This is a genomic window from Streptomyces gottesmaniae (genome assembly GCF_031845845.1).
Classification (GTDB): domain Bacteria; phylum Actinomycetota; class Actinomycetes; order Streptomycetales; family Streptomycetaceae; genus Streptomyces; species Streptomyces akebiae.
Genome location: NZ_JAVRFJ010000001.1, coordinates 536,199 through 559,959, shown reverse-complemented (window position 1 = coordinate 559,959; position 23,761 = coordinate 536,199). Strand labels below are relative to the sequence as shown.

Below are 23,761 nucleotides of genomic sequence, written 5' to 3'. Positions count from 1 at the left end.
TCAGCGGCTGATCGGATTGCGCATCGTACCGACGCCCGAGACCTCGGTCGTCAGGGTCATCCCCGGCTCCAGGTACAGCCTCGGCGTGCGCCGGACCCCGCAGCCGGCCGGGGTTCCGGTGAAGACCAGGTCGCCCGGCTCCAGGGTGACGTACCGGGACAGCCAGGAGACCAGCTCGGGAACGCTGAAGATCAGGTCCGAGGTCCGGCCGCGCTGCACCTCCAGGTCGTCGACCCAGCCCACGACCTCGATGTCGTTCGGGTCGTCGTACTCGTCGACGGTCGCCATCAGCGGCCCGCAGGGGCTGAAGGTGTCGTAGGACTTCGCGAGGCTGAACTGGTTCAGCGGCTTGCGCCACTGCTCCTTGCGGTCGGTGACGTCCTGGCCGGCGGTCACGCCCGCGACACCCGCCCATACGTCCGCCGGCTCCACGGAGCGCATGGTCCGTCCGATCACCACGACGACCTCGGCCTCGAAGTCGACCTTGTCGACGCCCACGGGCACGGACACCGGCTCGTACGGGCCGGCCAGCGAGCTGGGGAACTTGGCGAAGATGCCGGGCTGTTCGGGGATCGGCATGTTCGACTCCTCGGCGTGGCCGCGGTAGTTGAGCGCCACTCCAAGGATCTTGCCGGCTCGCGGGGAGACCGGGCCGAGCTGCTTCTCGTCGTAGGCGACCAGGTCGGCGTCGGTCGCCGCCTGTGCGAGGCGCAGCAGTTCGGCGTGGTTGGCGAGGTCGTACAGCACGGCGGGGTCGGGGCCGAGCGCGCCGTTGCTGGCCTTCTCCACGTCGAGGGCGCTGTCGCCGACGACGATGGTGGCCCGGCCGGCAAGGTTGGCGAGCTTCATGGAGGTTCCTCCTGAGACGATAGGGGTGGTCAGGACACCGTCGGCGCGGGCAGCGGGAGCTCCTCGCGCAGCGCGGCGATGTCCGGTTCGGGCTGGATGCGGAAGACGTTGATCGCCATGGCCACGGTCTGGTACTGGCCGACCGTGTACACGAGGTCGATGAGCTGCTCGGTGGTGAGGTGCTCGCGCAGCTCCCGCCACACGGCGTCGTCGAGATCGGCTCCCCCGAACAGCTGGTCGGTCGCGGCGAGCAGGGTGCGCTCAGTACCGCCGAAGCCGGGATCGCCGGGTCGGCCGAGGGCGCGGATCTCGTCGTCGGACACTCCGGCCCGACGGGCGATGAGGACGTGCTGCAACCACTCGTACTCGGCCTGGGCGAGCCAGGCGATCCGCAGGATCACCAGCTCGCGGGATCGCACGGGCAGGGTGTTCTTGCCCAGGACATGGTTGCCGAAGACCAGGAAGCGGCGCAGCGCGTCCGGGTGGGCGGCCAGGGTGGCCCAGATGGCATAGATGTCGCCCTCGCCGTTGCGGTACGGCCGCAGGGCGTCGAGCGCCTTCTCCGGGATGTCCTTCTCGTCCACCGGATGCAGGCGCGGCTCAGTTACAGGCATGTCATTGGCCCTTCACGGGTGACCGGCGTTGGTGCACGGCAGGACCATAGATAGATAGAACACCGATAGTCAACAGGTTTACATTTCCTGGATCTGTCTGTATGAATTTTGACGATCAGGGTTCGAACGATCGGATCCCGCGGGCCGGCCCGGGCAGTCCTCACGGCGCCCCGAGCAGGCCACACATCGACCATGGGAGGTCTCGGTGAGCATTCGCAGCCTGGGTTACCTCGGCATCGGCACCCCTGACCCCGACGGCTGGGTCGCCTACGCCAACGACATCATCGGCACGATGCCCGTCGGGCCGCCGGGCTCGCCGCGGGCGCGGCTGCTGCGGCTGGACGAGCATCCGTACCGGTTCAGTGTCGAGAGCGCCGAATCCGGAGGTGTCACCCGTATCGGCTGGGAGGTCGGCGACCCGCGCGGCCTGGAGCAGCTGGCTCTGCGTCTGCGCGCCCACGGGGTGGAGGTCCACGACGGCTCTTCCGAGGAGTGCGCCGACCGTCAGGTCGACCGCATGGTGTGGTTCGACGGACCGTGCGCGGTACGCACCGAACTGTTCACCGGCCGACACCTGTCGACCGCCCCCTTCGTCTCGCCGCTCGGCGTGACGTTCGTGACCGGCGACCAGGGGATGGGGCACGTCGTCCTGAAGTCGCCCCGTGCGCTGGAGGCGGTCGACTTCTACCGGGACGTCATGGGCTTCCGTCTCAGCGACGTGACCCATCTGCCCCTGGGCGGCACCTTCTACTTCATGGGCTGCAACCCACGCCATCACAGCATCGCGTTCGTCGAGTCCCGCAAGCGCGAGGGCACGCACCACATCCTGTGCGAGGTGCTGGACATGGACGAGGTGGGGCGCGCACACGACCGTGCCCGCACCCACAAGGTCCCGCTCATGGCGACGCTGGGCCGGCACTCCAACGACCGGATGTTCTCCTTCTACATGCGCTCCCCCGCGGGCTTCGGCATCGAAGTGGGCGCCGAGGGACGGCGGGTGGACGACGCCACCTGGGTGAGCCGCGTCTACCACTCCGACATCTGGGGCCACCACCCGGTCAACGAAGGCGACGACGCGTACGCGGGAACCGAAGGGACGGCACGATGAACCTGCTGCACAGCTACGTACAGGACCGGTGGTACACCCCGGCAGGGGACGGAACGCCGGTGTACGACGCGGTCACGGGCGAGGAGATCGCCCAAGCCTCCTCCGCGGGCGTCGACATGGCGGCCGCGCTGCACCACGCCCGCGCCGTGGGCGGACCGGCGCTGCGCGCGCTCTCCTTCCACCAGCGCGCGGGGCTGCTCGCGGACCTCGCCGCCCACCTGCGCGGACACCGCGAGGAGTTGTACGCCCTCTCCGCCCGGACGGGTGCGACGCTGTACGACTCGAAGTTCGACATCGACGGCGGCATCAGGGTGTTGCGTCACTACGCCGACCTGGGGCTGCGCGAACTGCCGGGCGGTGACGACGGGTTGGTCTACGCTGAGGGCCCGCAGGAGTCCCTGAGCCGGGACGGCAGTTTTCTCGGCGGGCACATCCTCACTCCTTTGCGGGGTGCGGCGGTGCAGATCAACGCCTACAACTTCCCCGTCTGGGCACCCCTGGAGAAGCTGGCCCCGGCCCTGCTGGCCGGCGTACCCAGCCTGATCAAGCCCGCCACCCCGACCTGCGTGCTGACCAGCCGGCTGATCGAGCTGATCGTGGAGTCGGGTCTGCTGCCGCCCGGCAGCCTGCAGTACGTCTGCGGCGGCGCCGGCGATCTGCTCGACCACCTCACCGAACAGGACCTGGTGTCCTTCACCGGCTCGGCGGCTACCGCCGAACGGCTGCGCACCCACCCGGCGGTCGTCCGGCAGGCGGTGCGCTTCAACGCCGAGGCGGACTCCGTCAACTGCTCGGTCCTCGGCCCGGACGCCACCCCCGGCACCCCCGAATTCGACCTGTACGTCGACCAGTTGGTCACCGAGATGACCGTGAAGGCGGGGCAGAAGTGCACCGCCATCCGCCGCGCCTTCGTGCCGGTCGACCTGATGGACGCGGTCGGTGAGGCCGCCGCAGCACGGCTGGCGGCGGTCGTCGTGGGTGACCCGGCCGACCCGGCCGTGCGGATGGGTGCCCTGGCCGGGCTCGCGCAGCGCGAGGAGGTACGCCGCTGTGTGAAAACGCTCCTCGACTCCGCGCGCCTCGTCTTCGGGCACCCCGACCGGGTGGACGTGAAGAATGCCGACGCCCAACGGGGCGCTTTCCTCTCCCCGTTGCTGCTGCGCTGCGACGACCCGGGCGCCCCCGCACCGCACGAGGTGGAGGCGTTCGGCCCGGTCAGCACACTCATCCCCTACACGTCGGCGGAGCACGTGGCCTTCCTGGCCTCCCTGGGCCGGGGCAGTCTCGCGGGGTCCGTCGTCACCGGCGACGCGGCCTTCGCGCGAGAAGTGGTGCTGGGGGCGGCGCCCTGGCACGGCAGGCTCCTGGTCCTCGACACCGAGTCCGCCAAGGCGTCCACGGGCCACGGCTCCCCGCTGCCCGCCCTGATCCACGGTGGCCCCGGACGGGCCGGCGGCGGCGAGGAGATGGGCGGCATCCGCGGCGTCCTCCACCACATGCAGCGCACCGCGGTGCAGGGCAGCCCGCGCATGCTGGCGGCGCTCGGCGATCGCACGTCCGGGTGGCGGTGACGGGCGGGAACACCCGCCCTCTGTAGCCCCGCGGGAGGTTCCTACCCCTACCTCCCGCGGACAGGCGGCCGGGCCGGCGCCACGACGGGATGTCCCCTCGCCGCACACCTGAGGACATCCCGGTCGGCCCGGCCGCCGTACAGTCCCCGCGGGCGCGCTCGGGGCCTTGGACGGAAGGGCGACCCTCCAGTCCGGTCACGACCGCCTCGCCGACGACCTGCCGGGGGACGCGGTCATGAGCACCGCGACGGACAGCCACCTGCCGACATTCGAGGCGAGGCCGGGGACACGGAGCCGGACATCGTGTCCGCCAGATCGGCCGAAGTGGTCACGGTCGTACGGGAGATGTTCTGCCGCGGTGCGATGATCTCGGGCTTGGTGCCGGAGATCGTGACGGTGTCATCGAGGGCGAGCTCCTTCTCCTTGGCATACGCCTCGTCGACGACCGCGACCTTGGCGTCGGTCTCTGCGTTCCTGAACGTACGACGCCTGCTGATCTTTGAAGAGGTCAGCGGGCCGGTGACGAGGTGGGTGACGTCGGTGCCGCTGACGGTGTAGCGGTTGACCTCGAAATCGGCGCCGCCGCCCTGGACTCTGTCCTGCGCTCCACCGAGGCCGCCCTGGCCCGGCTGGATCTCACCCTGGGCGAACCGGCCGTTGACCTTGACGACATCGAGGCGGATCCGCCCGCCCGCGTGACCGTACTCATGCGGGGACTCCCCCCTCCGTGCCCTGCCCCCGCCACGGGCGCACCAGGAACACCAGGCACAGAGCGGCGCTGATCAGCGAACCGAGCATGGTAGCCGCCATCGGCATGGCGCCGGCGGTGCCGAACGCGCCGACCAGCAATGACGCGAAGGCGCCGAACAGGAACTGCGTCCCGCCGAGCAGTGCGGACGCGGCTCCGGACGCCTCCCGTCCGAGGGACTGCCCCAGGCTCATGCTGGCCGGGAAGACGCCGCCGATACCGAAGGCGGCGAACAATAGGGTGACCCAGGTGCCGGCGAGGCTTCCGCCGACCGTGACCAGCAGGAGCACCTGGACCAGTACGGCGACCAGCGCGACCACCACCGACGCGCTCAGCAGCGTTCCCAACGTCAGTCGTCGCGAGAGCACGCCGAACACCGCACCGGCGAGCAGCATGCCGCACGCGTTCACCGCGAAAATCAGGCTGTAGAGCCCTGCGGAGGTCTCGTAGACCTCCTGGAAGACGAAGCTGGAGCCGGTGATGCAGGCGAAAAGTGCGGCTGCCGCGAACGCCAGGGTCAGCGTGCTGCCCAGGAAGGCGCGGTGCCCGAGCAGCCGTCCCATGGCGTGGAAAGTGCCGGCGACCCCGCCCTGCTGGCGCCGCTCCGGCGGGAGGGATTCGGGGACTTTGAGCAGGACCGCCAGGAAGAGCAGGGCCCCGAAGATCGCGAGCGCCACGAAGGTGGCCCGCCAGCCTCCGACGGTCAGCAGGCCGCCGCCGATCACCGGCGCCACGACCGGCGCCACACTCAGCACCATGGTCAACAGCGAGAAGTAGCGCGGCAGTTCGGGACCGTGAAAGCGGTCGGCGAGGACGGCGCGGGCCAGCACCGTGCCCGCGGCCCCCGCTGCGCCCTGCAGAAAGCGGGCGGCTACCAGTACCTCGACGCTCGGGGCGAGGGCGCAGACCAGGGAGAGCACCGCGAACAAGGCCGTACCGAGGACCATGAGTTTACGGCGTCCGAGGCCGTCGCTCAGCGGCCCGATGAGCAGCTGGCCGATGACCAGCCCGGCCAGGAAGGACGTCATGGACAGCTGTACGGCAGAGTCGCTCGCGTTCAGTGCGCGGCCCATCCCCGGGAAACCGGGGACATACATGTCGGTGGCGAGCGGCGCGACCGAGGTCAGCGCGCCGAGCAGCAGGACCAGCACACCAACCCGTCCGGGCGGGGCGGTGATTGCGGGTGTCCGGGTCACCGGTTCGGAAGTCGTGGTGGGTACCATGAACTGCACGGTAAACCATTTGTCTACTGGTTAACAATTGGGATCAACAATGACTTCGCCGCCGACCCCCGAGGACTTCCGCGCCATGTGGACAGCAGCACGCCCCGATCTCGACACGTCCCCCATGGACGTCGTGCGCCCGATCAAGCGCATCGAGGCACTGCTGACCACCGCCGTCGAGCCTCTGTACGAGGGCGCCCCGCTGACCGCACCGGAGCTCGACGCCCTGGTGCAGCTGCGGCATGCGGAAGGCCCGGTGATCGCTCGTCGACTCGCCGAGACCCTCGGCTGCTCCCGCGCGGCCGTCAGCAAGACGCTGGCCAAGCTGGAGAAGCGCGGCTTCGTCGAGCGCCGCCCGAGCCCCGCGGACCGCCGCGCCGCCCTCGTGACCGTCACGCCGGCGGGGTGCGAGGCGATCGACGAGATGTTCCCTCGCCAGCTGGCGGCGGAGGTCGAGTTGCTCGAGGGCCTCGGCGACGACCGCGACCGGGTGGTCGATGCCCTGAACCTGCTGGAACTGGTCCTTCAAAAGAAGGTGAAGCGGCCGCGCGCCTGACTCCTTGCGAGCCAGGCGTCGGAGACCGGCCCCCCGCCCCGGGCCGGCGTCAGCCGGCCCACCGCACGTTTCGGCGGCCTGACAGCAGGCCGCCCGTGCCGGTCATGCGGCGGCGCGGAGCCGCTCGACATCGTCGAGGACCTTGCCCGCGGCGAGGGGGCCGGCGGCGCTGCTCCACACGTCTCCGTCAACCACGTCGACGTTCCCGGCCTTCACCGCCTCCAGGCGGGCGAAGGCCGGCTGCGCCTCGGCCGCGGCCAGGGCCTTCTCGCCGTCGGCGTTGAGAGAGGTCAGGTAGATACGGTCGGCGTCGATCTTGCCGAGGTTCTCCAGGCTCAGCGGGTCGGTGTGCGGCTTGCCGGTGAAATCGGCGGCGGGACAGGACCGGTCGCCGGTCGCCTTCAGCAGGCGGCTCGGCATCAGCGCGGACGACAGGATCACCGGGCCGTCGGGCATCCAGCGGATGACGACCGCCGTTTCGCCGCCGTCGGCAGAGCGGCGGCCGGCGATGCCCTCGGCGCGCCGCTCGATGCCGGTGAGGAGTCGCTCCCCCTCGGCCTCCTTGCCGAGCGCGGCGGCGACGGTACGCGTCTCGCTCTCCCAGTCGCCGAAGCGCGCGGGTTCGGGCACGACCGTCGGCGCGATGGCCTTGAGCGCGTCGTACCGCTCCCGGGGCGTGCCGGACGCGGCGAGGATGAGGTCGGGCCGGGCCTCGGCGACGGCCTCGAAGTTGATCTCCGCGACCGTGCCGACCAGGGTGATGTCCGGAACCTCAGCGGCCAGGTAGGCGGACACGGAGTCACCGCCGCGGCTGGACAGCGTGCCGACCGGTTCGACACCCAAGGCGAGGGCGCTGTCCAGCGCGGTGTCTCCCAGCGCGACGACCCTTCTCGGAGTGGTCGGTACCTGAACGTCGCCGTATGCGGTGCGTACGGCGGCCGACGACGCGCCTTCCCGGTCCGCCGAGGTCGAGGTCGGCGATCCGGTGACGCACCCGGTCAGCAGGGCGAGAGGGACGGCGGCGGCGAGGGCGGTGACGATTCCGCGGCGCGGCATCGAAGGCAGGGGACGACGCACGTTGACTCCCGGGTGAGTGACGAAGCGGATGAAAACCTCTGAAGCAGAGGCGCATGGATAAACCTCTGCCTCAGAGGTATGGTTCGGCTAACCTAAGCACATGCGCCTCGTCCGGCGCGAGAGCCGTCGGAGGTCCACGTGCTCGTCGGAAACCACGAGCGGTCCCCCAGCAGCGCTGCCGCGGCTGGGGGCCGCACTCCCGGCCGCCGCATCACCGCGGGCGTCGTCGTACCACTCGTCCTCCTCGCACTCAGCGCCTTCGCGTCCTTGTCGATCGGCAGCGGCGAGGTGGACCCCGTCCGCTCCTGGCGGGAGGTGATCGGCGGTTCCGGGGACCCTGAGGCGGCCTTCGCCGTGTGGCAACTGCGCCGGCCTCGCACACTCGTGGCCGTGACCGTCGGCGCGGCGCTGGGCACGGCCGGAGCGGTGCTGCAGGCGGCCGCGCGCAATCCACTCGCCGAGCCGGGGCTGCTCGGTGTCAGCGCCGGTGCCTCCACCGGCGTCGTTCTCGTCATCGCGCTGGGCGGCAGCGTGGCCACGCTCGGCCCGTACGCCGCCGTGCTCGGTGCCCTGCTCGGCTGTCTCGCCGCCGTCGGAGCGGCGCGGCTGCGGGGCGTCGGCGACGACCCGCTGCGGCTCGTCCTGGCCGGTGCCGCGCTCAGCGGCCTGCTGGGGTCGCTGACTTCCGTGTTGCTGCTGATGGACAGTCGCACCGCCGACGAGGTGCGGTTCTGGACAGTGGGAGGGGTCGCCGGGCGGGACCTCGGCGTGTTGGCCGATGTGGCCCCCGCGCTGTTGCTCGGCGGTCTGCTCCTGCTGCTGGTGGCCCGCCCGCTCTCCGCGATGGCCCTCGGTGAGCGGGTGGCCGCCGGGCTCGGCCACCGGCCGCGCCGCACCCGCCTGACCGCCGTCGTGGCAGTGGCCCTGCTGGTGGGTGGCGCCACCGCGGTCGCCGGGCCGATCGGCTTCGTGGGCCTTGTGGTGCCCTTCGCCGCAAGGGCGCTGGTCGGACCGGACCTGCGCCGGATACTGATCCCCTCTCTGCTGCTGGGGCCGGTCGTCGTCCTGGCCGCCGATGTCGCCTCACGGCTGCTGGTACGCCCGTACGAGATGCCTCTCGGCGTGGTCACCGCCCTGATCGGCGCTCCCGTGCTCGTCGCCGTGGTGCGCTCCCGACGGGTGCCGACGCTGTGACCACGACCACGACCACGACCACCGCCTCAGCACTGCAGGCGCCCGCGGGCACCCTGCTGCTGCGCATAGGCTGCGTGTCCGTACTGGTCCACCTGCGGGCGGCCATCGGCTGCGCCGTGCTCGCCGGGGCGGCCCTGCTCGGCGTCACGGCCGCCCTCGCCGTCGGCACCGTACCCATGAGCCCGCTGCGCTCCCTGCCCGCGCTTGTCGGCGTCGGTGACCCGGCCGACGTGCTCGTCGTGCAGCGGCTGCGGGCGCCGCGACTGGTCGCCGGGCTACTCGTCGGCGCAGCCCTCGGCGTCTCCGGGTGCCTGATGCAGACCCTCGCGCGCAACCGGCTCGCCACCCCCGGCACCGTGGGCATCGACGACGGCGCCACCGCCTTCGCCGTCGCCTCCGTGGTGGGCGCGTCCACCTCCCTCGCCCCCTCCGCGATGGCCCTCACCGGAGCGGCCACCGCCGCGGCGCTGACTCTCGGTCTCGCGGGCGGGGCGGGCACCTCCGGCTACCGCTTTGTCGTGGTGGGGCTCGGGGTGGGCGCGGTGCTCGGCTCGATCACCAGCCTGTTGCTGGTCCGTGCGCCGATCGATGCCGCGAACGCCGCGTTCCCGTGGGCGGTCGGCAGTCTCAGCGCACGCCCCGCCACGCCCGTGACCCTGCTCGGTTACGGCCTCGCCGGGTGCCTGCCGCTCGCCCTGCTGGCAGGACGGCGGCTCACCGTGCTGCGCCTGAGCGACTCGGTGGCGGCAGGACTCGGAGTGCGGGTGCGGGCGGTACGGCTCGCCGCGCTCGCGGTCGCGGTCGTGTGCGCCGGGCTCGCGGTCGCCGTCGGCGGACCACTGGGAATGGCCGCCCTGCTCGCCCCCGAAGCCGCCCGCCGCGTCTGCGGTCCGCACGGCGTTCCCGTCCTCGGCAGCGCACTGGCCGGAGCGGCGCTCGTCCTCCTCGCCGACACCGCCGGACGCACGTTCGCCGCACCCGTCGAAGTCCCGGCCGGGCTCGTCACGGCCGTCATCGGCGGCCCCTACCTGCTCTGGCTCCTGCTCGCATCGCGCCCCCGGAGGCTGCCATGACCCGCCCCGCCACGACTCCGTCCCCGGATGCCGCGACGGCCATGCCCCTGCCCACCACCCCCGCACATACGACCCCTGCACAGGCGGCCGCCACTCCGCCCGACGTGAAACCCACGACGCCCTCAAGGAACGGCACCGCTTCCCTCGTGACGGAGACCTCGGCGACCGCGGCCACCCCGTCGGCCGTACTACGCGCCGACGACCTGTCCCTCGCCCACGGACAGACGACCGCCGTGCACACCATGCGGCTCGCTCTCCCACCCGGCCGCCTGACCGCCGTCGTCGGCCCGAACGGCTGCGGCAAGAGCACGCTCTTGGCCGGGTTGAGCCGACTGCACCGGCCCGCGGGCGGCACGGTACTGCTCGACGGTCGGGACCTGGCGCGGCTGCCCGCCCGGGAGGCCGCCCGCCGTATCGGCCTGCTCCCCCAGTCGGCCCTGGCCCCGGACGGACTGACCGTCGCCGACCTGGTCCGCTTCGGCCGGCAACCGCACCAGGGTCTGCTGCGGCAGTGGTCACCGCAGGACCAGCAGGCTGTCGACCGGGCGCTCGCCGCCACCGGCATGACGGCCCTGGCCGGCCGCACCTTGGAGACCCTGTCCGGAGGCCAGCGGCAACGCGCCTGGATCGCCATGACGGTCGCCCAGGAGACGGCCGTCGTGCTTCTCGACGAGCCCACGTCCGCACTGGATCTCGGCCACCAACTCGAAGTCCTCGAACTGCTCCGGGAACTGGCCGCCGCCGGCCGGACGGTCGTGATCGTCGTGCACGATCTCATGCTGGCCTGCCGGTACGCGGACCATCTCGTCGCCATGAAAGCCGGACGCACGGTCGCGGAAGGCGCCCCGCGAGAGATCGTCACGCCCGAGCTGATCCGCCGCCTCTACGGCGTGGAGGCCGACGTACTGCGCGACCCCGACTCCGACCGCCCGCTGGTCGTGCCCCGGGGGCTCGCCCCATGAGCGGGGTCACCTCCTCGGTCACCCGCCCCCTCCACGTCACCCTCGTCGGCGTCGTCGAGGACCTCCAACAGCCGGCGCAGCGCGGGCATCGCCGTCTCGAGCACCTGGCGGTCGGCCTCGTCCAGGCGCAGCAGCGCCGTCGACAGCACCTCGTCCCCGGCCGCCACCCAGTCCTGCAAGCGGGCCACCGCCTCCTCGGTCAGGTACAGCCGCGCGGCCCGCCGGTCCGAACGGTCACGGGCACGCCTGAGCAGCCCGGCGCGCACCAGATCGCCGACGAGGGTCGACACCGTGTTCGGCACCAACTGCAGCCACTCGGCCACCGCCCGCGTCCCGATACCCGGATGCGCCTCGACCGTGCGCAGCACCTCGATCTGCGCATCGGGCAGCCGCTCCTGCGACACCTGCCGTCGCACGGCCCGCCGGGCGACCCGGGACACGGCGCCGAGCAGCGGCAGCTGCCGAACCAGCCCCAGCACCTCCGTCCCGTCCCGCCCCGAACCGGTCACCGGCCCACCCGACGGCCGGGCCACGACATGGCGGCGGGCACACCGCGACACCAACAGACAGGAAGAACACCATGACCTCGCACAAGACGACTCTACGGTCCGACGCCGACGTACCGACCCTGCGGGGCGAACGGTGGCGCAAGCAGCTCGCCTCCCACCTGGGCCGCAAGTGCGAGGTGGTGCACGACGGCGACACGATCACCCTGCTCCTCGCAGGCGGTTCCTGCGCCATGACGTACGACGACACGGCCCTGCACCTCGCCGCCACAGGTCCGGACGAGGACGCCCTGTCCCAGGTCCGGCATGTCATCGCCGTACACCTCGAACGATTCGCCGCCGACGAGGGACTTCGGGTCCTCTGGGACCGTGCTTGACCGGCACCACGCCGACCCGACGGAGCCGCAGCGCCCCAAGGTCTGGATCAGTCAAGATCCTGGCCGTTCCGGGGCCAGCGGTCCAGGCAGAATCTCCACCGCACTGACATCCGCAGGTCAGCGATTTGCTGCCGCTGCACCACCAGCAGACCAAGGAGCCGTAGCCACCCGGGGCGGCCTGCGCACGGCCGAACCGCGACGGCCGCGCGCGGCCTTCACCTTCGGCGGCCAGAGCGGGGTACGCGTCGCGCTCCACCCCGGCCCGGCCGACCCCCAGGAGACCCAGGAAGCCACCCGTCTCTTCGCCGCCCACCACGGCTGCACAACCACCACCCTCGACATCACGGACAACCGAATCACGGATCTCTCCCGCGGCGTACAGATCCGGCTCGGCCAAGGACAACCTTTGGTACCCCTTCACCTCTGCAGGAAATACGGCCAGCTGGGCACCCGCCCCCAAACCCCACCATGCTCACCAGCCGCCGCCTACGCCTACGCCCGCGACGCCGCCCGCAATCGCCGCACATGACGCACCACAGCGCATGAGCCCTTGTCGACCTGAGCAGGGCTGTTGTCACGGCTCGCCTCTGGCGAGCCGGGCGGAAGCTGTGGGGGCAGGACGACCTCCGTGCCCACCATGGTGTCGAGATCCACGTGCCGTCACTGCTGACGCCCGGCCTGTCGGACGGTTCATGCCCGCTCCTCTTCGCTCCAGTTGCTTGCGTGTTCAACCAGGAGGCGCACCCCCAAGCCAACTGTGGCGCGCATCACATCGGCCTCATGTCACGGACTGGCTCACAGCTTCCATCCACTGGTCGTCAACAGCGAGCGGAGGAAGGCAAAGCGATGAGCGCACAGCACGAAACCGGCACGGCGACCACCACCCACCGCGTTCTGATCCTGGGCGCGGGTTATGCGGGCATGTCCGCAGCGATCCAGCTCGCGATGCGGGTCAGGCGGCGCGTGGACGTGCAGGTGACCCTGGTGAACGCGCAGGAGCGGTTCACCGAGCGGCTGCGGTTGCACATGACGGCGACTGGGCAGCAGCTCGCCGAGCTGAGCATTCCGGAGCTGCTGGAGGGGACGGGTGCACAGTTCGTGCGCGGCTGGGTGACAGCGGTGGACGCGGACGCACGGACGGTGCGGATCGACGACGACCAAGTCCTGCACTACGACACGCTGGTGTACGGATTGGGCAGCGTGGCCGACATGACCGCGGTGCCGGGTGTGGACGACCACGCGTACACCCTCGACAGCCCCCAGGACGCCGAGGTTCTGGCCGACCGGCTGGCGCGGCTCGGCAGCGGCACGGCGGTGGTCGCCGGCAGCGGGCTGACCGGCGTCGAGTCGGCTGCGGAGATCGCCGAGCGGCACCCGGAGCTGAAGGTCGTACTGCTGGGCCGGGACGAACCCGGTGCGGCCATGAACCCGAAGGCCAGGACGTACCTGCAGTCGGCGCTCGACCGCCTCGGCGTCCGGGTGCGCAGCGGCGTCGAGGCGGTGAAGGTGCTGCCCGGGTCGGTGGAACTGGCGGGCGGGGAGAGCGTCGCCGCCGATGTCGTCCTGTGGACGAGCGGTACGCGGGTGTCGCCGCTGGCAGCCGCCGCCGGACTGGCTGTCGACGAACGCGGCCGTATCGTCACCGACACCGCGCTGCGTTCGGTGTCGCACCCCGATGTGTACGCCATCGGTGACGCCGCAGCGATCCGCCAGGGCTACGGCGTCATGCACGGCACCTGCCAGGGCGGAATGCCGACCGGCGTGCACGCCGCGGTGTCGATCGTCCGCACGCTGAAGGGCAAGCGGCCCAAGCCGTTCCGCTTCGGCTACTACCACACTCCGGTGAGCCTGGGCCGGCACGACGCCGTCGTGCAGTTCACCCGCCCCGACAACAGGCCGCGACGAATTCATCTGACCGGCCGGATGGCGGCGCGGTATAAGGAGACGGTGACTGCCTCGCCCTGGCCGACCTTCGGCCGCATGAAGAAGATGCCGGCCTCGGGCGCGTTCTGGCCGCACGGCGGTCGCTTCACCCGCGTCGCCGAGGGTGCCGAGTGAGCGCCGACCAGCAGGTTTTTCACCAATACCGCAAGCTGCTGTTCTCCGTGGCCTACCGCGTCCTCGGCTCCGCGGCGGACGCCGAGGACGCGGTGCAGGACGCCTGGATCAAGTGGTCGTCCGCCGACCGATCGCAAGTCGCCGATCCCAAGGCGTACTTGACGAGGATCGTGACCAACCTGGCGCTGGAGCACCTGCGTTCCACCCGGCACAAGCGCGAGACCTACGTCGGCCCCTGGCTGCCCGAGTCCATCCTCACCAGCAGCGACACCGCCGACGCCGTCACGGACGCCGAGTCGGTGTCGATGGCGATGCTGGTGGTGCTGGAGACGCTGAGCCCGCTGGAGCGCGCGGTCTTCGTGCTGAGGGAGGTCTTCGGCTTCAGCCACGCCGAGATCGCGGAGGCGGTGGAACGGTCCGAGGCGGCGGTACGACAAATCGCGCACCGTGCGCGTGAGCACGTACGGGCCCGCAGGCCCCGGTTCGCCGCCCACCACTCTCGGCAGCGCGAGGTCACCGAGCGGTTCTTCTCCGCCGCGACCGGTGGTGACATCAACACCCTGATGGAACTGTTGTCCCCGGACGTCACCCTGTGGACCGACGGCGGCGGCAAGGTCCGTCAGGCGCTCAAGCCGGTCGTGGGAGCCCAGACGGTGGCCTCGTGGTTCGCGGCCATCGGCACGGTCACCTACCAGGGCGTCCAGCCCGCCGACATGCGCGCCGAACTCGTCGAGATCAACGGCGGCCCGGGCATCGTGTTCAGCGCCCCGGACCGGGTGATCGCCACTGTCACCTTCGACTTCGACGCCGACGGTCGTATCACCGCCATCCACAACGTCGCCAACCCCGACAAACTCCAGGCCATCACGGATGGCACCGCCCACGACGTCGCGACGCGGTGAGCAGCTGGGCGGGAACTACCCTCGGACGGCAACCGAGGGTCGGCCAGTACGAGTCTCCGCCGGCGCCTGACCGTTCTCAGTAGTCGGCGCGGGGCACGACACGGTGTTCAGGACGCGTACCGCGGAGTCCATTGCGCCTTCGAGATCGCTTCGCGCAGCTCGGCTTCCGTGGCCTCGGGTGCGATGCCGTCCTCGACGGCGGACTGCGCCACGGCCAAGGCGATCTCGCGAGCCGCGTCCCTCATGCTCGCCAGCGGAGGCAGCAGCGGGGTCGCCCCGTCGGAGCCCGCCCGCACCGCGCACTCCGCCACGGCCCGGGCCGCCGCCACCATCATGCGGTCGGTCACCCGGGTGGCCCGGCAGGCGGTGACCGCGAGGCCGACGGCGGGGAAGACGTAGACGTTGTTGGCCTGCGCGACCGGCACTTCGCGATCGTCCACCTTCAGCGGCGGGAAGGGCGAGCCGGCGGCGATCAGAGCCCGGCCGTCGGTCCAGCGGGCGAGGTCGGCGGGATCGGCCTCGGCGTTCGAAGTCGGGTTGGACAGCGGCAGGATCACCGGACGGTCGCAGGCGCCGGCCATCGTCCGCACGATCTCCTCGGTGAAGGCACCGTGAGCCGTGGACAGCCCGATCAGCACCGTCGGCTTCACCTGACCGACGACCCGCGCCAGGTCGAGCGTGCCCGCACCCCACTGTCGTACCTCCGCGTCGTCGCGCGCGTAGACCCGCTGCTCGGGTGTGAGTTCGGTGCGGGAGCGCACCAGCAGGCCGTCGATGTCGACGAACCAGAAGCGATCGGCCGCCTCCTGCTCGGACAGGCCCTGCTCCACGAGTGCGGTACGGATCATGTCGGCCACCCCGACCGCCGCCGAACCCGCACCCAGGACCACGATGCGATGGTCGGTCAGGCTCGCCCCCGCGACCTTCGTGGCGGTGCTCAGTGCGCCCAAAGCCACGGCCGCGGTGCCCTGGATGTCGTCGTTGAAGGTGAGCAGCCGGTCCTGGTAGCGGCCGAGGATCGGACGGGCGTGGGCGGTCGCGAAGTCCTCCCACTGGAGCAGGGTGCCGGGGAGCTCGGCCTCGACGGCGGAGACGAAGTCCTCGATCATCTCGTCGTACGCGGCGCCGGTGACCCGGTGCTGCCTGCGACCGAGGTAGTGCTCGCCCGCCAGTAGTTGCTCGTTGTCGGTGCCGACGTCGAGGAGGATCGGGAGGGTGCGTGCGGGGTGGATGCCGCCGATGGCGGTGTACAGGCTGAGCTTGCCGATGGGGATGCCCATGCCGCCGACGCCCTGGTCGCCGAGGCCCAGGATGCGCTGGCCGTCGGTGACGACGATGACGTCGACTTCGCCGCCCGGGCGGTTGCGCAGGATCTCCCGGAAGCGGTGCCGGTCCTCGTACGTCAGGAACAGGCCGCGCGGCCTGCGGTAGATCTCGCTGAAGCGGCGGCAGGCCTCGCCGACCGTCGGGGTGTAGACGACGGGCAGCATCTCCTCCAGGTGGCGGGTGAGCAGGGCGTAGAACAGCACCTCGTTGGTGTCCTGGAGCTGGCGCAGGTAGATGTGCCGGTTGAGTGGCTTGTCGTACCCGAGGAACGCCTCGTACGCACGATCCGCCTGCTCCTCCAAACTCTCCGTGGCCGGTGGCAGCAGTCCGTCGAGGCCGAGTTCGCCGCGCTCCTCGGGGCTGAAGGCGGTGCCCTTGTTGAGCAGCGGGTCGGCGAGCAGGGCCGTCCCTCGGGCATGGGCTGGGCTGGTCGATGTCATGACGTTCCTCACGGAGGATGGGGCCGACGGGTTTCAGGGGCGAGGGAGGTTCCGCAGGTTGGCGCGGGCCAGGTCGAGCATCTTGCCGACGCCTCCGTCGAGCACGGTGCGGCCCGCCGCGAAGGCAAATCCCTTCACCTGTGCGGCCGAGAGGTGCGGTGGGATCGACAGCGCGTCGGGGTCGGTCACCACATCGACCAGGAACGGGCCCTCGTGGGCGAGCGCCCGCTCGAAGCCGCCGACCACGTCCTCGGGCCGTTCGATGCGGATCGCCTCGATGCCCGCGCCACGGGCGAGCGCCGCACGGTCCACCGGCCCGTGGTCCGTGTCGTACTCGGGCACTCCCTCGACCAGCATCTCCAGCTTCACCATCCCGAGGGAGGAGTTGTCGAAGACAGTCGTCTTCACCGGCAGATCGTGCGACTTCAGTGTGAGCAGCTCTCCCATCAGCATGCCGAGTCCCCCGTCGCCGGACATCGAAATCACCTGGCGTCCCGGGTCGGCGAACTGCGCGCCGATGGCGTGCGGCAACACGTTGGCCATGGTGCGGTGCAGTGCCAGAACGAACCGATCACCCGGAGCCGCCCGTTGGGCGTCGGACAGGGCGCCGCCCACACGTTGGACATACCGGTGTCAACGTTTGAACACGGCTTCCTCGCCCGACGAGTTCGTCCCGGGTGTAGGCGGAGGGCACCGTCTCCACAGACTTGGCGTGCTGGCGCAGCATACGGTCGAGGTAGGAATGGTCCCGTGACCGGTGCGGTGGTTTCTCACGTCACGTTCGGCGCCGCAGAAACGGCGAACTGGGTCGGATCGTCGAAGGAGCGGACGTAGCGACCGAAGTGTTCCCACCAGGACAGGCTGGGCCGTGCCGAGTTCTGGATCCTCTCGGCCTTGGGGCGGCGGCGCTCCTCGTACAGGTCCAGCGCCTCCGGCACGCTGCGTGACGCCTCCCCCATGGCCTCGGCCAGCGCGACCGCGTCCTCCATGGCCATCTTGGTGCCGGACCCGACGGAGAAGTGCGCGGTGTGCGCCGCGTCGCCCAGCAGCACCCACTTCCCGCGTCGCCACGAACTGGCCCTGCGGGTGGCGAAGTTGGCCCAGCGGGAGTTGTTGCCGACCAGCGGGTGCCCGTCGATCTGCTCGCGGAACAGGTCTTCCAGGTAGCTCTTGGTCTTCTCGTCGCTCGCGCCCGGCGGGGTCGACGGATCGAAGGTGTCCCGACCGGCCCTGGCCCAGGAGTCGGCGTCGGTCTCGACGATGAAGGTGCTCAACGAGTCGCTGATCGGATAGGCGTGGGCGGCGAAGACACCGTCGGGGCCGTCCTGGTGGACGAAGGTGAGCCCGTCGAACATGTAAGTGGTGCCGAACCAGATGAACTTCGCGCTCGCCACCTCGGCGGTCGGTGCGAAGTCGTCGGCGAACAGGGTACGGAAGCGGCTGTTGGCACCGTCGCACACCACGACGAGGTCGAAGACGTCCAGTTCGGCGGGATCGCGGACCTCGTGCTGGAAGCGCATCTCGACGCCCTCGGCACGGGCCCGTTCCTGCAGCAGGCTCAGCAGCGTCTTGCGGGCCACGGCCGCCATGCCCATGCCGCCGACGCGCTCCCGGGCGCCGTGCACGCGGACCTCGATGTCGTCCCAGTGCCGGCCGTGCTTGTCCAGTGCCTCGCTGAGGACGGGGTCGGCGGCGTCGAGGGCGTCGAGGGTGGCGTCGGAGAAGACCACCCCGAAACCGAACGTGTCGTCCGGGCGGTTGCGTTCGAAGACCACGACCTCGGTGCCGGGCCGGCTCCGTTTCAGCAGGGTGGCGAAGAACAATCCGCCGGGACCTGCGCCGATGCAGGCAACTTTCATCGTCTTTCCTTCGCGCTCACAGCCACGCGGGCAGCTTCGGCAGGGATCCCCCGCCGGCGGAGTACAGGGGACCGGGCACGGGGCGCCCGGTCGCGTAGGAGGCCAGGCTGGCCAGGTCACCGCTCACCACGACCGGCTCCGTGCCGTCGGGCGCACCCAGGAGCCAGGTGCGGGCGCTGTCCTCGGCCCGCAGTTGGACGGGGGGACAGTCGAGGCGGGCCCGGAAGGCGGCCGTCACATCGTCGAGGAGCGCGTCGCACACCCCGTGCGGGATGTGGTCGAAGGTGGTGTCGATGTCCAGATCGACGGAGTGGATCCATACCTCGCGCACCCGCATCCAGGCCACCTGGGAGGCGGGCACCTCACGGCCTCGCGCGGTACGGACGGTCGCCGCCCAGCACTCTTCCGGAAGTGTGGCGAGTTCCGTGGCGAGACGGCTGTCGGCCGCGAGGAGCTCCGCCCGCAGCTTCTCGGCCGGCCACCGGGCAGTCTCCTCGATCTCGCGCGCACGCTGGTCGCCACTTGTGTACATGGGCGTCGTGACACCCGTACGCGCCCAGCTCAGCAGGTTGACGAGGGCGTCGGCGTTGCGGGCGACATGGGCGACGACGTGGGCCCTGCTCCAGCCCGGCAGGTACGAGTGCCTGGTGAGTCCCAAGTCGGTCAGCCAGTGCACGGCGGCCTCGAAGACCGCCGTGCCCTTGGCCGCCCACTCCAGCATCGCGGCCGGGCGTGCGCTCACCGTGTCTCCCGGCGGCAGGTGTTGCGGGTCTCGCCGATCCCCTCGATCCGGGTGACGAGGAGTGATCCGTCCTGCAGATAGCGGGCGGGCTTGCGGGCGTGGCCGACGCCGCCCGGAGTGCCGGTGGCGATCACGTCGCCGGGCACGAGGGTGATGATCTCGGACAGGTAGGCGACCAGCGCGGCCGGGTCGAAGACGAGGTCACCGGTGTCGGCCTTCTGGACGGTGTCGCCGTCGACCTCACAGGTCAGGCTCAGGCCCTGGGCGGAGACCGCGGGGTCGTCGGCGGTCACCAGCCACGGCCCGATGGGAGTCGTCGCCTCGAAGGTCTTGCCCTGGTCCCACTGGGTCGTGCGGTACTGCCAGTCGCGGGCGGTGACATCGTTGAGCACGGTGTACCCGGCGATCGCGGCCCGCGCCTGCTCCGTGTCGGCGTGCCGGACCTCGGCTCCGATGACGACGCCGAGTTCGGCCTCCCAGTCCATCTGCGTGGCGGACGCGGGCAGGGTCACCTCGTCGTACGCGCCGACCAGCGCTCGCGCGTACTTGGAGAACAGCGTGGGGTGCGAGGGGAGTTCGCGGCCCATCTCCAGAATGTGGGTGCGGTAGTTGAGGCCGACGCACACCACCTTCTCCGGCGCGACGACGAGCGGGGCGTAGTCCAGGGCGCCTTCGTACGTCTCACCGTCGGCGGCCGCGGCACGCGTGGCCCAGTCGCTGTGGCGCAGGAAGGCCACCAGGTCGCTCTCGCCGAGGTCCACCGCCTTGTCCTCGTCGACGCGGACGGCGCGCGTGGTGCCGTTGACCCGGATGGTGGCGAGCTTCACTTGTGTTCTCCTCGGGAGGTGCGGGCGAGGCCCAGGGCCTCGTAGACGGGCTCGTCGCTGAAACGGAAGAGGTCGACCTGAGTGCGGGCGGACAGCGAGACCTCGCACCAGGACGGGACGACGAACAGGTCTCCCTTGGCGATCTCGAAGACCTTGTCGCCGACGTGGGCGACCGCCTCGCCGTCGAACACCTGCCAGACCGCGGAGCCGACCGTGCGTACCGGGGCGGTCTGTGTGCCGGCCCGCAGGCGGCGCATCTCGGTGCGCATCGTGACCAGGGCGTCCCTGCCGGTGGTGGGGTTGGAGAAGCGGACGCCGGCGTGCCCGGGTTCGATGACGCCGGGTACGCCCTCCTGCTCCAACTCCAGCTGGGCGGTCAGGGCGGCGTCCGTGTGCTCCCAGCGGTATGCGTTCAGCGGGGAGTTGGGCTGGTCGGGCCGACTGATCGGACGCAGGCCGGGCTGCCCCCACAGCCGTTCGCCGCGCGAGCGCGCGGGGGTCTCGCGGGTCGAGAGCGCGTCGGGGCCGAACTCGAAGAAGCCGGCGTCCAGCTTCGAGACCAGCGGGATGTCGAGGCCGTCGAGCCAGGCCATCGGCTCATCGGTGACGTTCTGGTGCTCGTGGAAGGCCCAGCTCGGCGTGAGCAGCAGGTCGCCCCGCCGCATCGCCACCGCGTCCCCGTCGACGTTGGTCCACACGCCTTCGCCTTCGACGACGAACCGGAAGGCCCCTTGGCTGTGCCGGTGCGAGGGGGCTACCTCGCGCGGACCCAGGTACTGGATCGCGGTCCAGAGGGTGGGAGTGGCGTAGGGCAGGCCCGGGAGGCCGGGGTTGGACAGGGCCATGGCACGGCGCTCGCCGCCACGCCCCACCGGCACGAGCTCTCCGGAGCGCTGCGCGATGGGCAGCAGCTCCGCCCACCGCCACAGATGCGGGACCGCGGCAGGCTGCGGCGACATCGGCATGAGGCCGTCCACCTGCGTCCACAGCGGGATCAGGCCCGCGTCCTCGAAGTCCGCGTACAACTCGTCGAGCAGCTTGCGCTCGGTCTGCTCGCTGGTGTCGGTCACGGAAACCTCCACGTCGTGTCTACGGCGACCGCCGTAAGCGCGGATCGTTCCGCGCTGTCCCCGACGCTACGTACCGTTTCCCCTCACCGGAATCCTTGAAGGGTAGGATTCCTCTATGGAGAATTCAGGTGGTCCCTCGCCCAGCCCCTCATATCCGGTGAGCGCCGCCGGCAATGCCCTGCGCGTCGTCCGGCTGCTGCACGAGCTCGACGAGCTTCGCGTGATGGACGTCGCCGACCGGCTCGGCGTCGCGCGCTCGACCGCTCACCGGATCCTCGCGATGCTCGTCTTCGAGGGATTCGCCATGCAGGACCGCCACAAGGTCTACCGGCCGGGTCCCGCTCTGCGGGCGATCAGGGGAAGCCAGGCGGCTCCTCCCCCGGACCTGATCACCATCGCCCATCCCCACCTGCGACGACTGGCGGACGCCGTCCGGGAGACGACCCACCTGATGGTTCTCGAGGGCAACGGCAGCCGCTTCCTCGACGGCGTGGAGGGCCCCCAGGCGCTGCGTGTCAGCTACCGCACCGGCACACTCCTGCCTGCCCACGTGACCTCGGGCGGCAAGGCCATGCTCGCGGCACTGTCGACCGACCGGCTCCGGGCCCTCTACCCCAACGGACTCCCCGAGGACCAGGCCAGAACTCCCAAGGACTTCGAGAGCCTGATGAACGAATTGGTGTCCGTGCGCCGCCACGGCTACGCCCTCAATCTTCAGGAGAGCGAGCGCGGAGTGCACGCCGTCGGCGCGTGTGTACGCGACCGCGCGGGCACCGCCGTAGCCGCCGTCGTCGTGGCGGCTCCGTCCGTCCGCTGCACCCGCGCAAGGCTCACCGAACTGTCCCAAGCCCTGCTCACGACCGCGCGGGACATCGGTCAAAGCCTGTGAACGGCAGCGGCGCACGCCACCGTCAAGCTGCTGGTGGCGCGCGCCGTGGCGTGGAGAGGGCTTGGCTCACAGTCGCAGAACACGCTCGGCGTTGCCGTGTGCGATGCGCGCGAGGTCGGCCGGTGCGTACGGTGCGGAGCGCAGGAATCCCACCGCCTCGGCACTGGACTCGAACGGGTAGTCGATGGAGAACAGCACCCGGTCGACACCCACGGCATGGACGGCCCCCAGCAGCGCGGCATGCGACATGACTCCGCTGGTGGTGACGTACACGTTGTTCCGCAGGTAGTACGACGGCAGATGCTGCACCCGCTGCCCGGCGGGCACTTGCGGGTAGCGGCTGTCCAGCCGGGCCATCTGGAACGGCAGCAGCTCACCCATGTGCCCCAACATCACCGACGCGCCCGGGAACTCGTCGAACACACCGCCGTAGATCAGCCGGAGCGCATGGGCGCCCACCGTCGCGGTCCACCCCCAGGACGGCCCGACCAGCACGGGATACCCGTCGAAGACATGCCAGTTGTCGGCCGGGATGACCGCCGGATGCAGATACAACGTCACACCGAGGCGCTCCAGCTCGGCCCACACGCCGGTTGGTCAGGCGGTCTTCTTGTCGCCCTCGGTCAGGATCCTGTCGCGCACACCGGCGAGGGCTCCCGCCATCGCGCCCGGGGGCCTGCCGAAGGTGGTGGCCGAGATCTGGGCGGGGCCGGTCTTGGCGGTGAAGGAGTGCGGGTAGGCGAACTCCCGGAGTCCTTCCTCGCCCTGCTTGCGCCCGTAGCCGCTGTCGCCGCGACCGCCGAAGGGCACGGCGGGGTTGATGGAGAACACCAGGGCGTCGTTGGATCTGGGTGGGCAGGGGAACCGGCCCGATCTCCGCGTCCTCGTCGCTGCCGACGCCGGTGCGGTCGGCATCGTCAGTAGATGATGGACACGATCTGGCAAGCGGCTTCGGCGAGCCGACGGTCTCCTTGCACGTGGGCGCGGGCCAGGGCATCCGCAGGATCGATGTTCCTGGTACACAATCGCCAGACGATCTCTGTGTCCAGCAGCACGGCTGCGGTTGGTCGGCTGCTCGCCGCTTCGGCCAAGGACCATCGCTCCGCCGTGGCAGTTGCCGTCCAGCTGCCACCCGTGGGGCCCTCGGCGATCACCTGGACCTGCGCCCCGAGCGGTGCTGACGTGTGGCGGAGCGTGTGGGGCAGGGCCCGTAGGAAGGTATCGAGGACCATGGTGAGGGCACGCGGCTCCGGGTCGGTGTCGCGGCCGATGGCGTGGCGGATCTGCTGCCGGTGGGTCCAGAGCTCAGTGAATTCCCGGGCGATGTCCAGCCATGCCGGTGCGGGGTCGACACCTGCCCACGACACGCCCAGGGCGGCTGCGTCAAGGTCGGCTGTGGCGAATCGCTGCGCGAGCTGGTTGCCTGCCGCTGCCAAGGCGTCGATCAGCGAAGCTGAGCTGTCATCAGCGTGCAGCTCGACCCATTCCTGGTTCGTGCGGTGGATGAACGCCTCGATCGTCTCACCCTCGGCGAAGCCGTTCCGGTAGCTGTGGCCGAGGCGGCCGTAGTAGTCACCGAGGAGGTGGGCGGCAACGTCGTGGACCGTCCAACGCCCGGCTGCTGGCCTGCTCCAGTCGGAGGGTGCCAAATCACGCAGGGTATCGAGCAGCGACCTGAGCTCCGGACCGAACAGCGCACGCGCGTCGATCGGGTCACCCAGCCAGGAAACGTCGGATACGCCGTTGGCCCAGGGACTCATGGCACACCCTGTCAGCCAGGAGCCGCGGCC

Annotated in this window: 24 protein-coding genes and 1 pseudogene; 11 read left to right on the top strand and 14 right to left on the bottom strand. The window is 70.8% G+C overall.

Annotated features, from left to right (window positions below; translation table 11 throughout):
- Positions 1 to 849: a fumarylacetoacetate hydrolase family protein gene (locus RM704_RS02450; protein WP_033527606.1), complete on the bottom strand. Its 849-nt coding sequence runs from the start codon at positions 847 to 849 to the stop codon at positions 1 to 3.
- Between the two features lie 29 nt (positions 850 to 878).
- Positions 879 to 1,463 carry a carboxymuconolactone decarboxylase family protein gene (locus tag RM704_RS02445; protein ID WP_063774481.1) on the bottom strand — a complete coding sequence of 195 codons (585 nt, stop codon included), beginning with the start codon at positions 1,461 to 1,463 and terminating at the stop codon, positions 879 to 881.
- Positions 1,464 to 1,668: 205 nt separating this feature from the next.
- Here RM704_RS02445 and RM704_RS02440 point away from each other — a divergent pair, with 205 nt between their 5' ends.
- The 3 genes from RM704_RS02440 (at position 1,669) to RM704_RS02430 (ending at position 4,700) form a co-directional block, all read left to right on the top strand.
- Positions 1,669 to 2,571 carry a VOC family protein gene (locus RM704_RS02440; RefSeq protein WP_052146043.1) on the top strand — a complete coding sequence of 301 codons (903 nt, stop codon included), beginning with the start codon at positions 1,669 to 1,671 and terminating at the stop codon, positions 2,569 to 2,571.
- The gene (paaZ, locus tag RM704_RS02435) at positions 2,568 to 4,142 is read left to right on the top strand and encodes a phenylacetic acid degradation bifunctional protein PaaZ (protein WP_033527607.1); all 1,575 of its coding nucleotides are present in this window, start codon (positions 2,568 to 2,570) and stop codon (positions 4,140 to 4,142) included. Before RM704_RS02440 ends, paaZ begins: the two co-directional genes overlap by 4 nt.
- Before the next feature lie 303 nt (positions 4,143 to 4,445).
- Positions 4,446 to 4,700: a hypothetical protein gene (locus RM704_RS02430; protein WP_157856699.1), complete on the top strand. Its 255-nt coding sequence runs from the start codon at positions 4,446 to 4,448 to the stop codon at positions 4,698 to 4,700.
- 147 nt (positions 4,701 to 4,847) lie between these two features.
- Here RM704_RS02430 and RM704_RS02425 read toward each other — a convergent pair whose 3' ends face one another.
- Positions 4,848 to 6,113 carry a multidrug effflux MFS transporter gene (locus tag RM704_RS02425; RefSeq protein WP_033527748.1) on the bottom strand — a complete coding sequence of 422 codons (1,266 nt, stop codon included), beginning with the start codon at positions 6,111 to 6,113 and terminating at the stop codon, positions 4,848 to 4,850.
- A 49-nt stretch (positions 6,114 to 6,162) separates the two neighbouring features.
- On the opposite strand from RM704_RS02425, the gene RM704_RS02420 reads away from it, so the two are divergent.
- Positions 6,163 to 6,669, top strand: a complete 507-nt coding sequence (locus RM704_RS02420) for a MarR family winged helix-turn-helix transcriptional regulator (RefSeq protein ID WP_078937128.1) — start codon at positions 6,163 to 6,165, stop codon at positions 6,667 to 6,669.
- A 102-nt stretch (positions 6,670 to 6,771) separates the two neighbouring features.
- Here RM704_RS02420 and RM704_RS02415 read toward each other — a convergent pair whose 3' ends face one another.
- Complete coding sequence (locus tag RM704_RS02415) at positions 6,772 to 7,725, bottom strand: ABC transporter substrate-binding protein (protein WP_033527610.1); 954 nt, start codon at positions 7,723 to 7,725, stop codon at positions 6,772 to 6,774.
- Positions 7,726 to 7,884: 159 nt separating this feature from the next.
- Between RM704_RS02415 and RM704_RS02410 the strand changes: the two genes are divergently transcribed.
- Genes RM704_RS02410 through RM704_RS02400 form a run of 3 tightly spaced genes read left to right on the top strand, consistent with a single transcriptional unit; the run spans position 7,885 to position 10,975 of the window.
- Positions 7,885 to 8,940: a FecCD family ABC transporter permease gene (locus tag RM704_RS02410; protein ID WP_202808134.1), complete on the top strand. Its 1,056-nt coding sequence runs from the start codon at positions 7,885 to 7,887 to the stop codon at positions 8,938 to 8,940.
- Positions 8,937 to 10,013 (top strand): FecCD family ABC transporter permease, encoded by a 1,077-nt coding sequence (locus tag RM704_RS02405; RefSeq protein ID WP_192829667.1) that lies wholly within the window; start codon positions 8,937 to 8,939, stop codon positions 10,011 to 10,013. The genes RM704_RS02410 and RM704_RS02405 overlap by 4 nt, the downstream gene beginning before the upstream one ends.
- Positions 10,010 to 10,975 (top strand): ABC transporter ATP-binding protein, encoded by a 966-nt coding sequence (locus RM704_RS02400; RefSeq protein WP_438828879.1) that lies wholly within the window; start codon positions 10,010 to 10,012, stop codon positions 10,973 to 10,975. Before RM704_RS02405 ends, RM704_RS02400 begins: the two co-directional genes overlap by 4 nt.
- Here RM704_RS02400 and RM704_RS02395 read toward each other — a convergent pair.
- Complete coding sequence (locus tag RM704_RS02395) at positions 10,897 to 11,484, bottom strand: MarR family transcriptional regulator (protein ID WP_063774482.1); 588 nt, start codon at positions 11,482 to 11,484, stop codon at positions 10,897 to 10,899. The two genes, RM704_RS02400 and RM704_RS02395, sit on opposite strands and share 79 nt — an antisense overlap.
- 71 nt (positions 11,485 to 11,555) lie before the next feature.
- Between RM704_RS02395 and RM704_RS02390 the strand changes: the two genes are divergently transcribed.
- The 3 genes from RM704_RS02390 (at position 11,556) to RM704_RS02380 (ending at position 14,818) form a co-directional block, all read left to right on the top strand.
- Entirely contained in the window at positions 11,556 to 11,858 is a 303-nt protein-coding gene (locus RM704_RS02390; protein WP_033527612.1) for a DUF2218 domain-containing protein, read from the top strand.
- Between the two features lie 846 nt (positions 11,859 to 12,704).
- Positions 12,705 to 13,916, top strand: coding sequence for an NAD(P)/FAD-dependent oxidoreductase (locus tag RM704_RS02385; protein WP_033527613.1), 1,212 nt, complete (start codon positions 12,705 to 12,707; stop codon positions 13,914 to 13,916).
- On the top strand, positions 13,913 to 14,818 hold the full coding sequence (locus RM704_RS02380; RefSeq protein ID WP_033527614.1) for an RNA polymerase sigma-70 factor: 906 nt from the start codon (positions 13,913 to 13,915) through the stop codon (positions 14,816 to 14,818). Before RM704_RS02385 ends, RM704_RS02380 begins: the two co-directional genes overlap by 4 nt.
- Before the next feature lie 107 nt (positions 14,819 to 14,925).
- Here the strand turns inward: RM704_RS02380 and RM704_RS02375 are convergent, their stop codons facing one another.
- From RM704_RS02375 to RM704_RS02350, 6 genes and pseudogenes are all read right to left on the bottom strand, one after another.
- Positions 14,926 to 16,584 (bottom strand): NAD-dependent malic enzyme, encoded by a 1,659-nt coding sequence (locus RM704_RS02375; RefSeq protein ID WP_033527615.1) that lies wholly within the window; start codon positions 16,582 to 16,584, stop codon positions 14,926 to 14,928.
- A 33-nt stretch (positions 16,585 to 16,617) separates the two neighbouring features.
- Positions 16,618 to 17,332: pseudogene (locus tag RM704_RS02370) on the bottom strand (thiamine pyrophosphate-dependent enzyme); the annotation flags it as partial.
- A 22-nt stretch (positions 17,333 to 17,354) separates the two neighbouring features.
- Positions 17,355 to 18,443 carry an FAD-dependent monooxygenase gene (locus tag RM704_RS02365; protein ID WP_033527752.1) on the bottom strand — a complete coding sequence of 363 codons (1,089 nt, stop codon included), beginning with the start codon at positions 18,441 to 18,443 and terminating at the stop codon, positions 17,355 to 17,357.
- A gap of 16 nt (positions 18,444 to 18,459) precedes the next feature.
- Positions 18,460 to 19,185: a maleylpyruvate isomerase family mycothiol-dependent enzyme gene (locus RM704_RS02360; protein ID WP_052146046.1), complete on the bottom strand. Its 726-nt coding sequence runs from the start codon at positions 19,183 to 19,185 to the stop codon at positions 18,460 to 18,462.
- A complete protein-coding gene (locus RM704_RS02355; RefSeq protein WP_033527616.1) occupies positions 19,182 to 20,012 on the bottom strand; it encodes a fumarylacetoacetate hydrolase family protein in 831 nt (276 codons plus the stop codon). The genes RM704_RS02360 and RM704_RS02355 overlap by 4 nt, the downstream gene beginning before the upstream one ends.
- Positions 20,009 to 21,082, bottom strand: coding sequence for a cupin domain-containing protein (locus tag RM704_RS02350; protein WP_052146047.1), 1,074 nt, complete (start codon positions 21,080 to 21,082; stop codon positions 20,009 to 20,011). Before RM704_RS02350 ends, RM704_RS02355 begins: the two co-directional genes overlap by 4 nt.
- Before the next feature lie 115 nt (positions 21,083 to 21,197).
- On the opposite strand from RM704_RS02350, the gene RM704_RS02345 reads away from it, so the two are divergent.
- Entirely contained in the window at positions 21,198 to 21,971 is a 774-nt protein-coding gene (locus tag RM704_RS02345; RefSeq protein WP_033527617.1) for an IclR family transcriptional regulator, read from the top strand.
- Between the two features lie 66 nt (positions 21,972 to 22,037).
- On the opposite strand, the gene RM704_RS02340 is transcribed toward RM704_RS02345, so the two are convergent.
- The 3 genes from RM704_RS02340 to RM704_RS02330 form a co-directional block, all read right to left on the bottom strand.
- A complete protein-coding gene (locus tag RM704_RS02340) occupies positions 22,038 to 22,559 on the bottom strand; it encodes an amidohydrolase family protein (RefSeq protein ID WP_311588995.1) in 522 nt (173 codons plus the stop codon).
- Between the two features lie 9 nt (positions 22,560 to 22,568).
- Entirely contained in the window at positions 22,569 to 22,802 is a 234-nt protein-coding gene (locus tag RM704_RS02335) for a hypothetical protein (protein WP_033527618.1), read from the bottom strand.
- Between the two features lie 86 nt (positions 22,803 to 22,888).
- Complete coding sequence (locus RM704_RS02330) at positions 22,889 to 23,731, bottom strand: maleylpyruvate isomerase family mycothiol-dependent enzyme (protein ID WP_033527756.1); 843 nt, start codon at positions 23,729 to 23,731, stop codon at positions 22,889 to 22,891.
- Between the last annotated feature and the right edge of the window lie 30 nt (positions 23,732 to 23,761).

Excerpts from the sequence above, each read along its gene's own strand:
- RM704_RS02450 (WP_033527606.1), bottom strand. The coding sequence starts at position 849 with ATGAAGCTCGCCAACCTTGCCGGCCGGGCCACCATCGTCGTCGGCGAC.
- RM704_RS02445 (WP_063774481.1), bottom strand. The coding sequence starts at position 1,463 with ATGCCTGTAACTGAGCCGCGCCTGCATCCGGTGGACGAGAAGGACATC.
- paaZ (WP_033527607.1), top strand. The coding sequence starts at position 2,568 with ATGAACCTGCTGCACAGCTACGTACAGGACCGGTGGTACACCCCGGCA.
- RM704_RS02425 (WP_033527748.1), bottom strand. The coding sequence starts at position 6,113 with ATGGTACCCACCACGACTTCCGAACCGGTGACCCGGACACCCGCAATC.
- RM704_RS02420 (WP_078937128.1), top strand. The coding sequence starts at position 6,163 with ATGACTTCGCCGCCGACCCCCGAGGACTTCCGCGCCATGTGGACAGCA.
- RM704_RS02415 (WP_033527610.1), bottom strand. The coding sequence starts at position 7,725 with ATGCCGCGCCGCGGAATCGTCACCGCCCTCGCCGCCGCCGTCCCTCTC.
- RM704_RS02400 (WP_438828879.1), top strand. The coding sequence starts at position 10,010 with ATGACCCGCCCCGCCACGACTCCGTCCCCGGATGCCGCGACGGCCATG.
- RM704_RS02390 (WP_033527612.1), top strand. The coding sequence starts at position 11,556 with ATGACCTCGCACAAGACGACTCTACGGTCCGACGCCGACGTACCGACC.
- RM704_RS02385 (WP_033527613.1), top strand. The coding sequence starts at position 12,705 with ATGAGCGCACAGCACGAAACCGGCACGGCGACCACCACCCACCGCGTT.
- RM704_RS02375 (WP_033527615.1), bottom strand. The coding sequence starts at position 16,584 with ATGACATCGACCAGCCCAGCCCATGCCCGAGGGACGGCCCTGCTCGCC.
- RM704_RS02365 (WP_033527752.1), bottom strand. The coding sequence starts at position 18,443 with ATGAAAGTTGCCTGCATCGGCGCAGGTCCCGGCGGATTGTTCTTCGCC.
- RM704_RS02345 (WP_033527617.1), top strand. The coding sequence starts at position 21,198 with ATGGAGAATTCAGGTGGTCCCTCGCCCAGCCCCTCATATCCGGTGAGC.
- RM704_RS02330 (WP_033527756.1), bottom strand. The coding sequence starts at position 23,731 with ATGAGTCCCTGGGCCAACGGCGTATCCGACGTTTCCTGGCTGGGTGAC.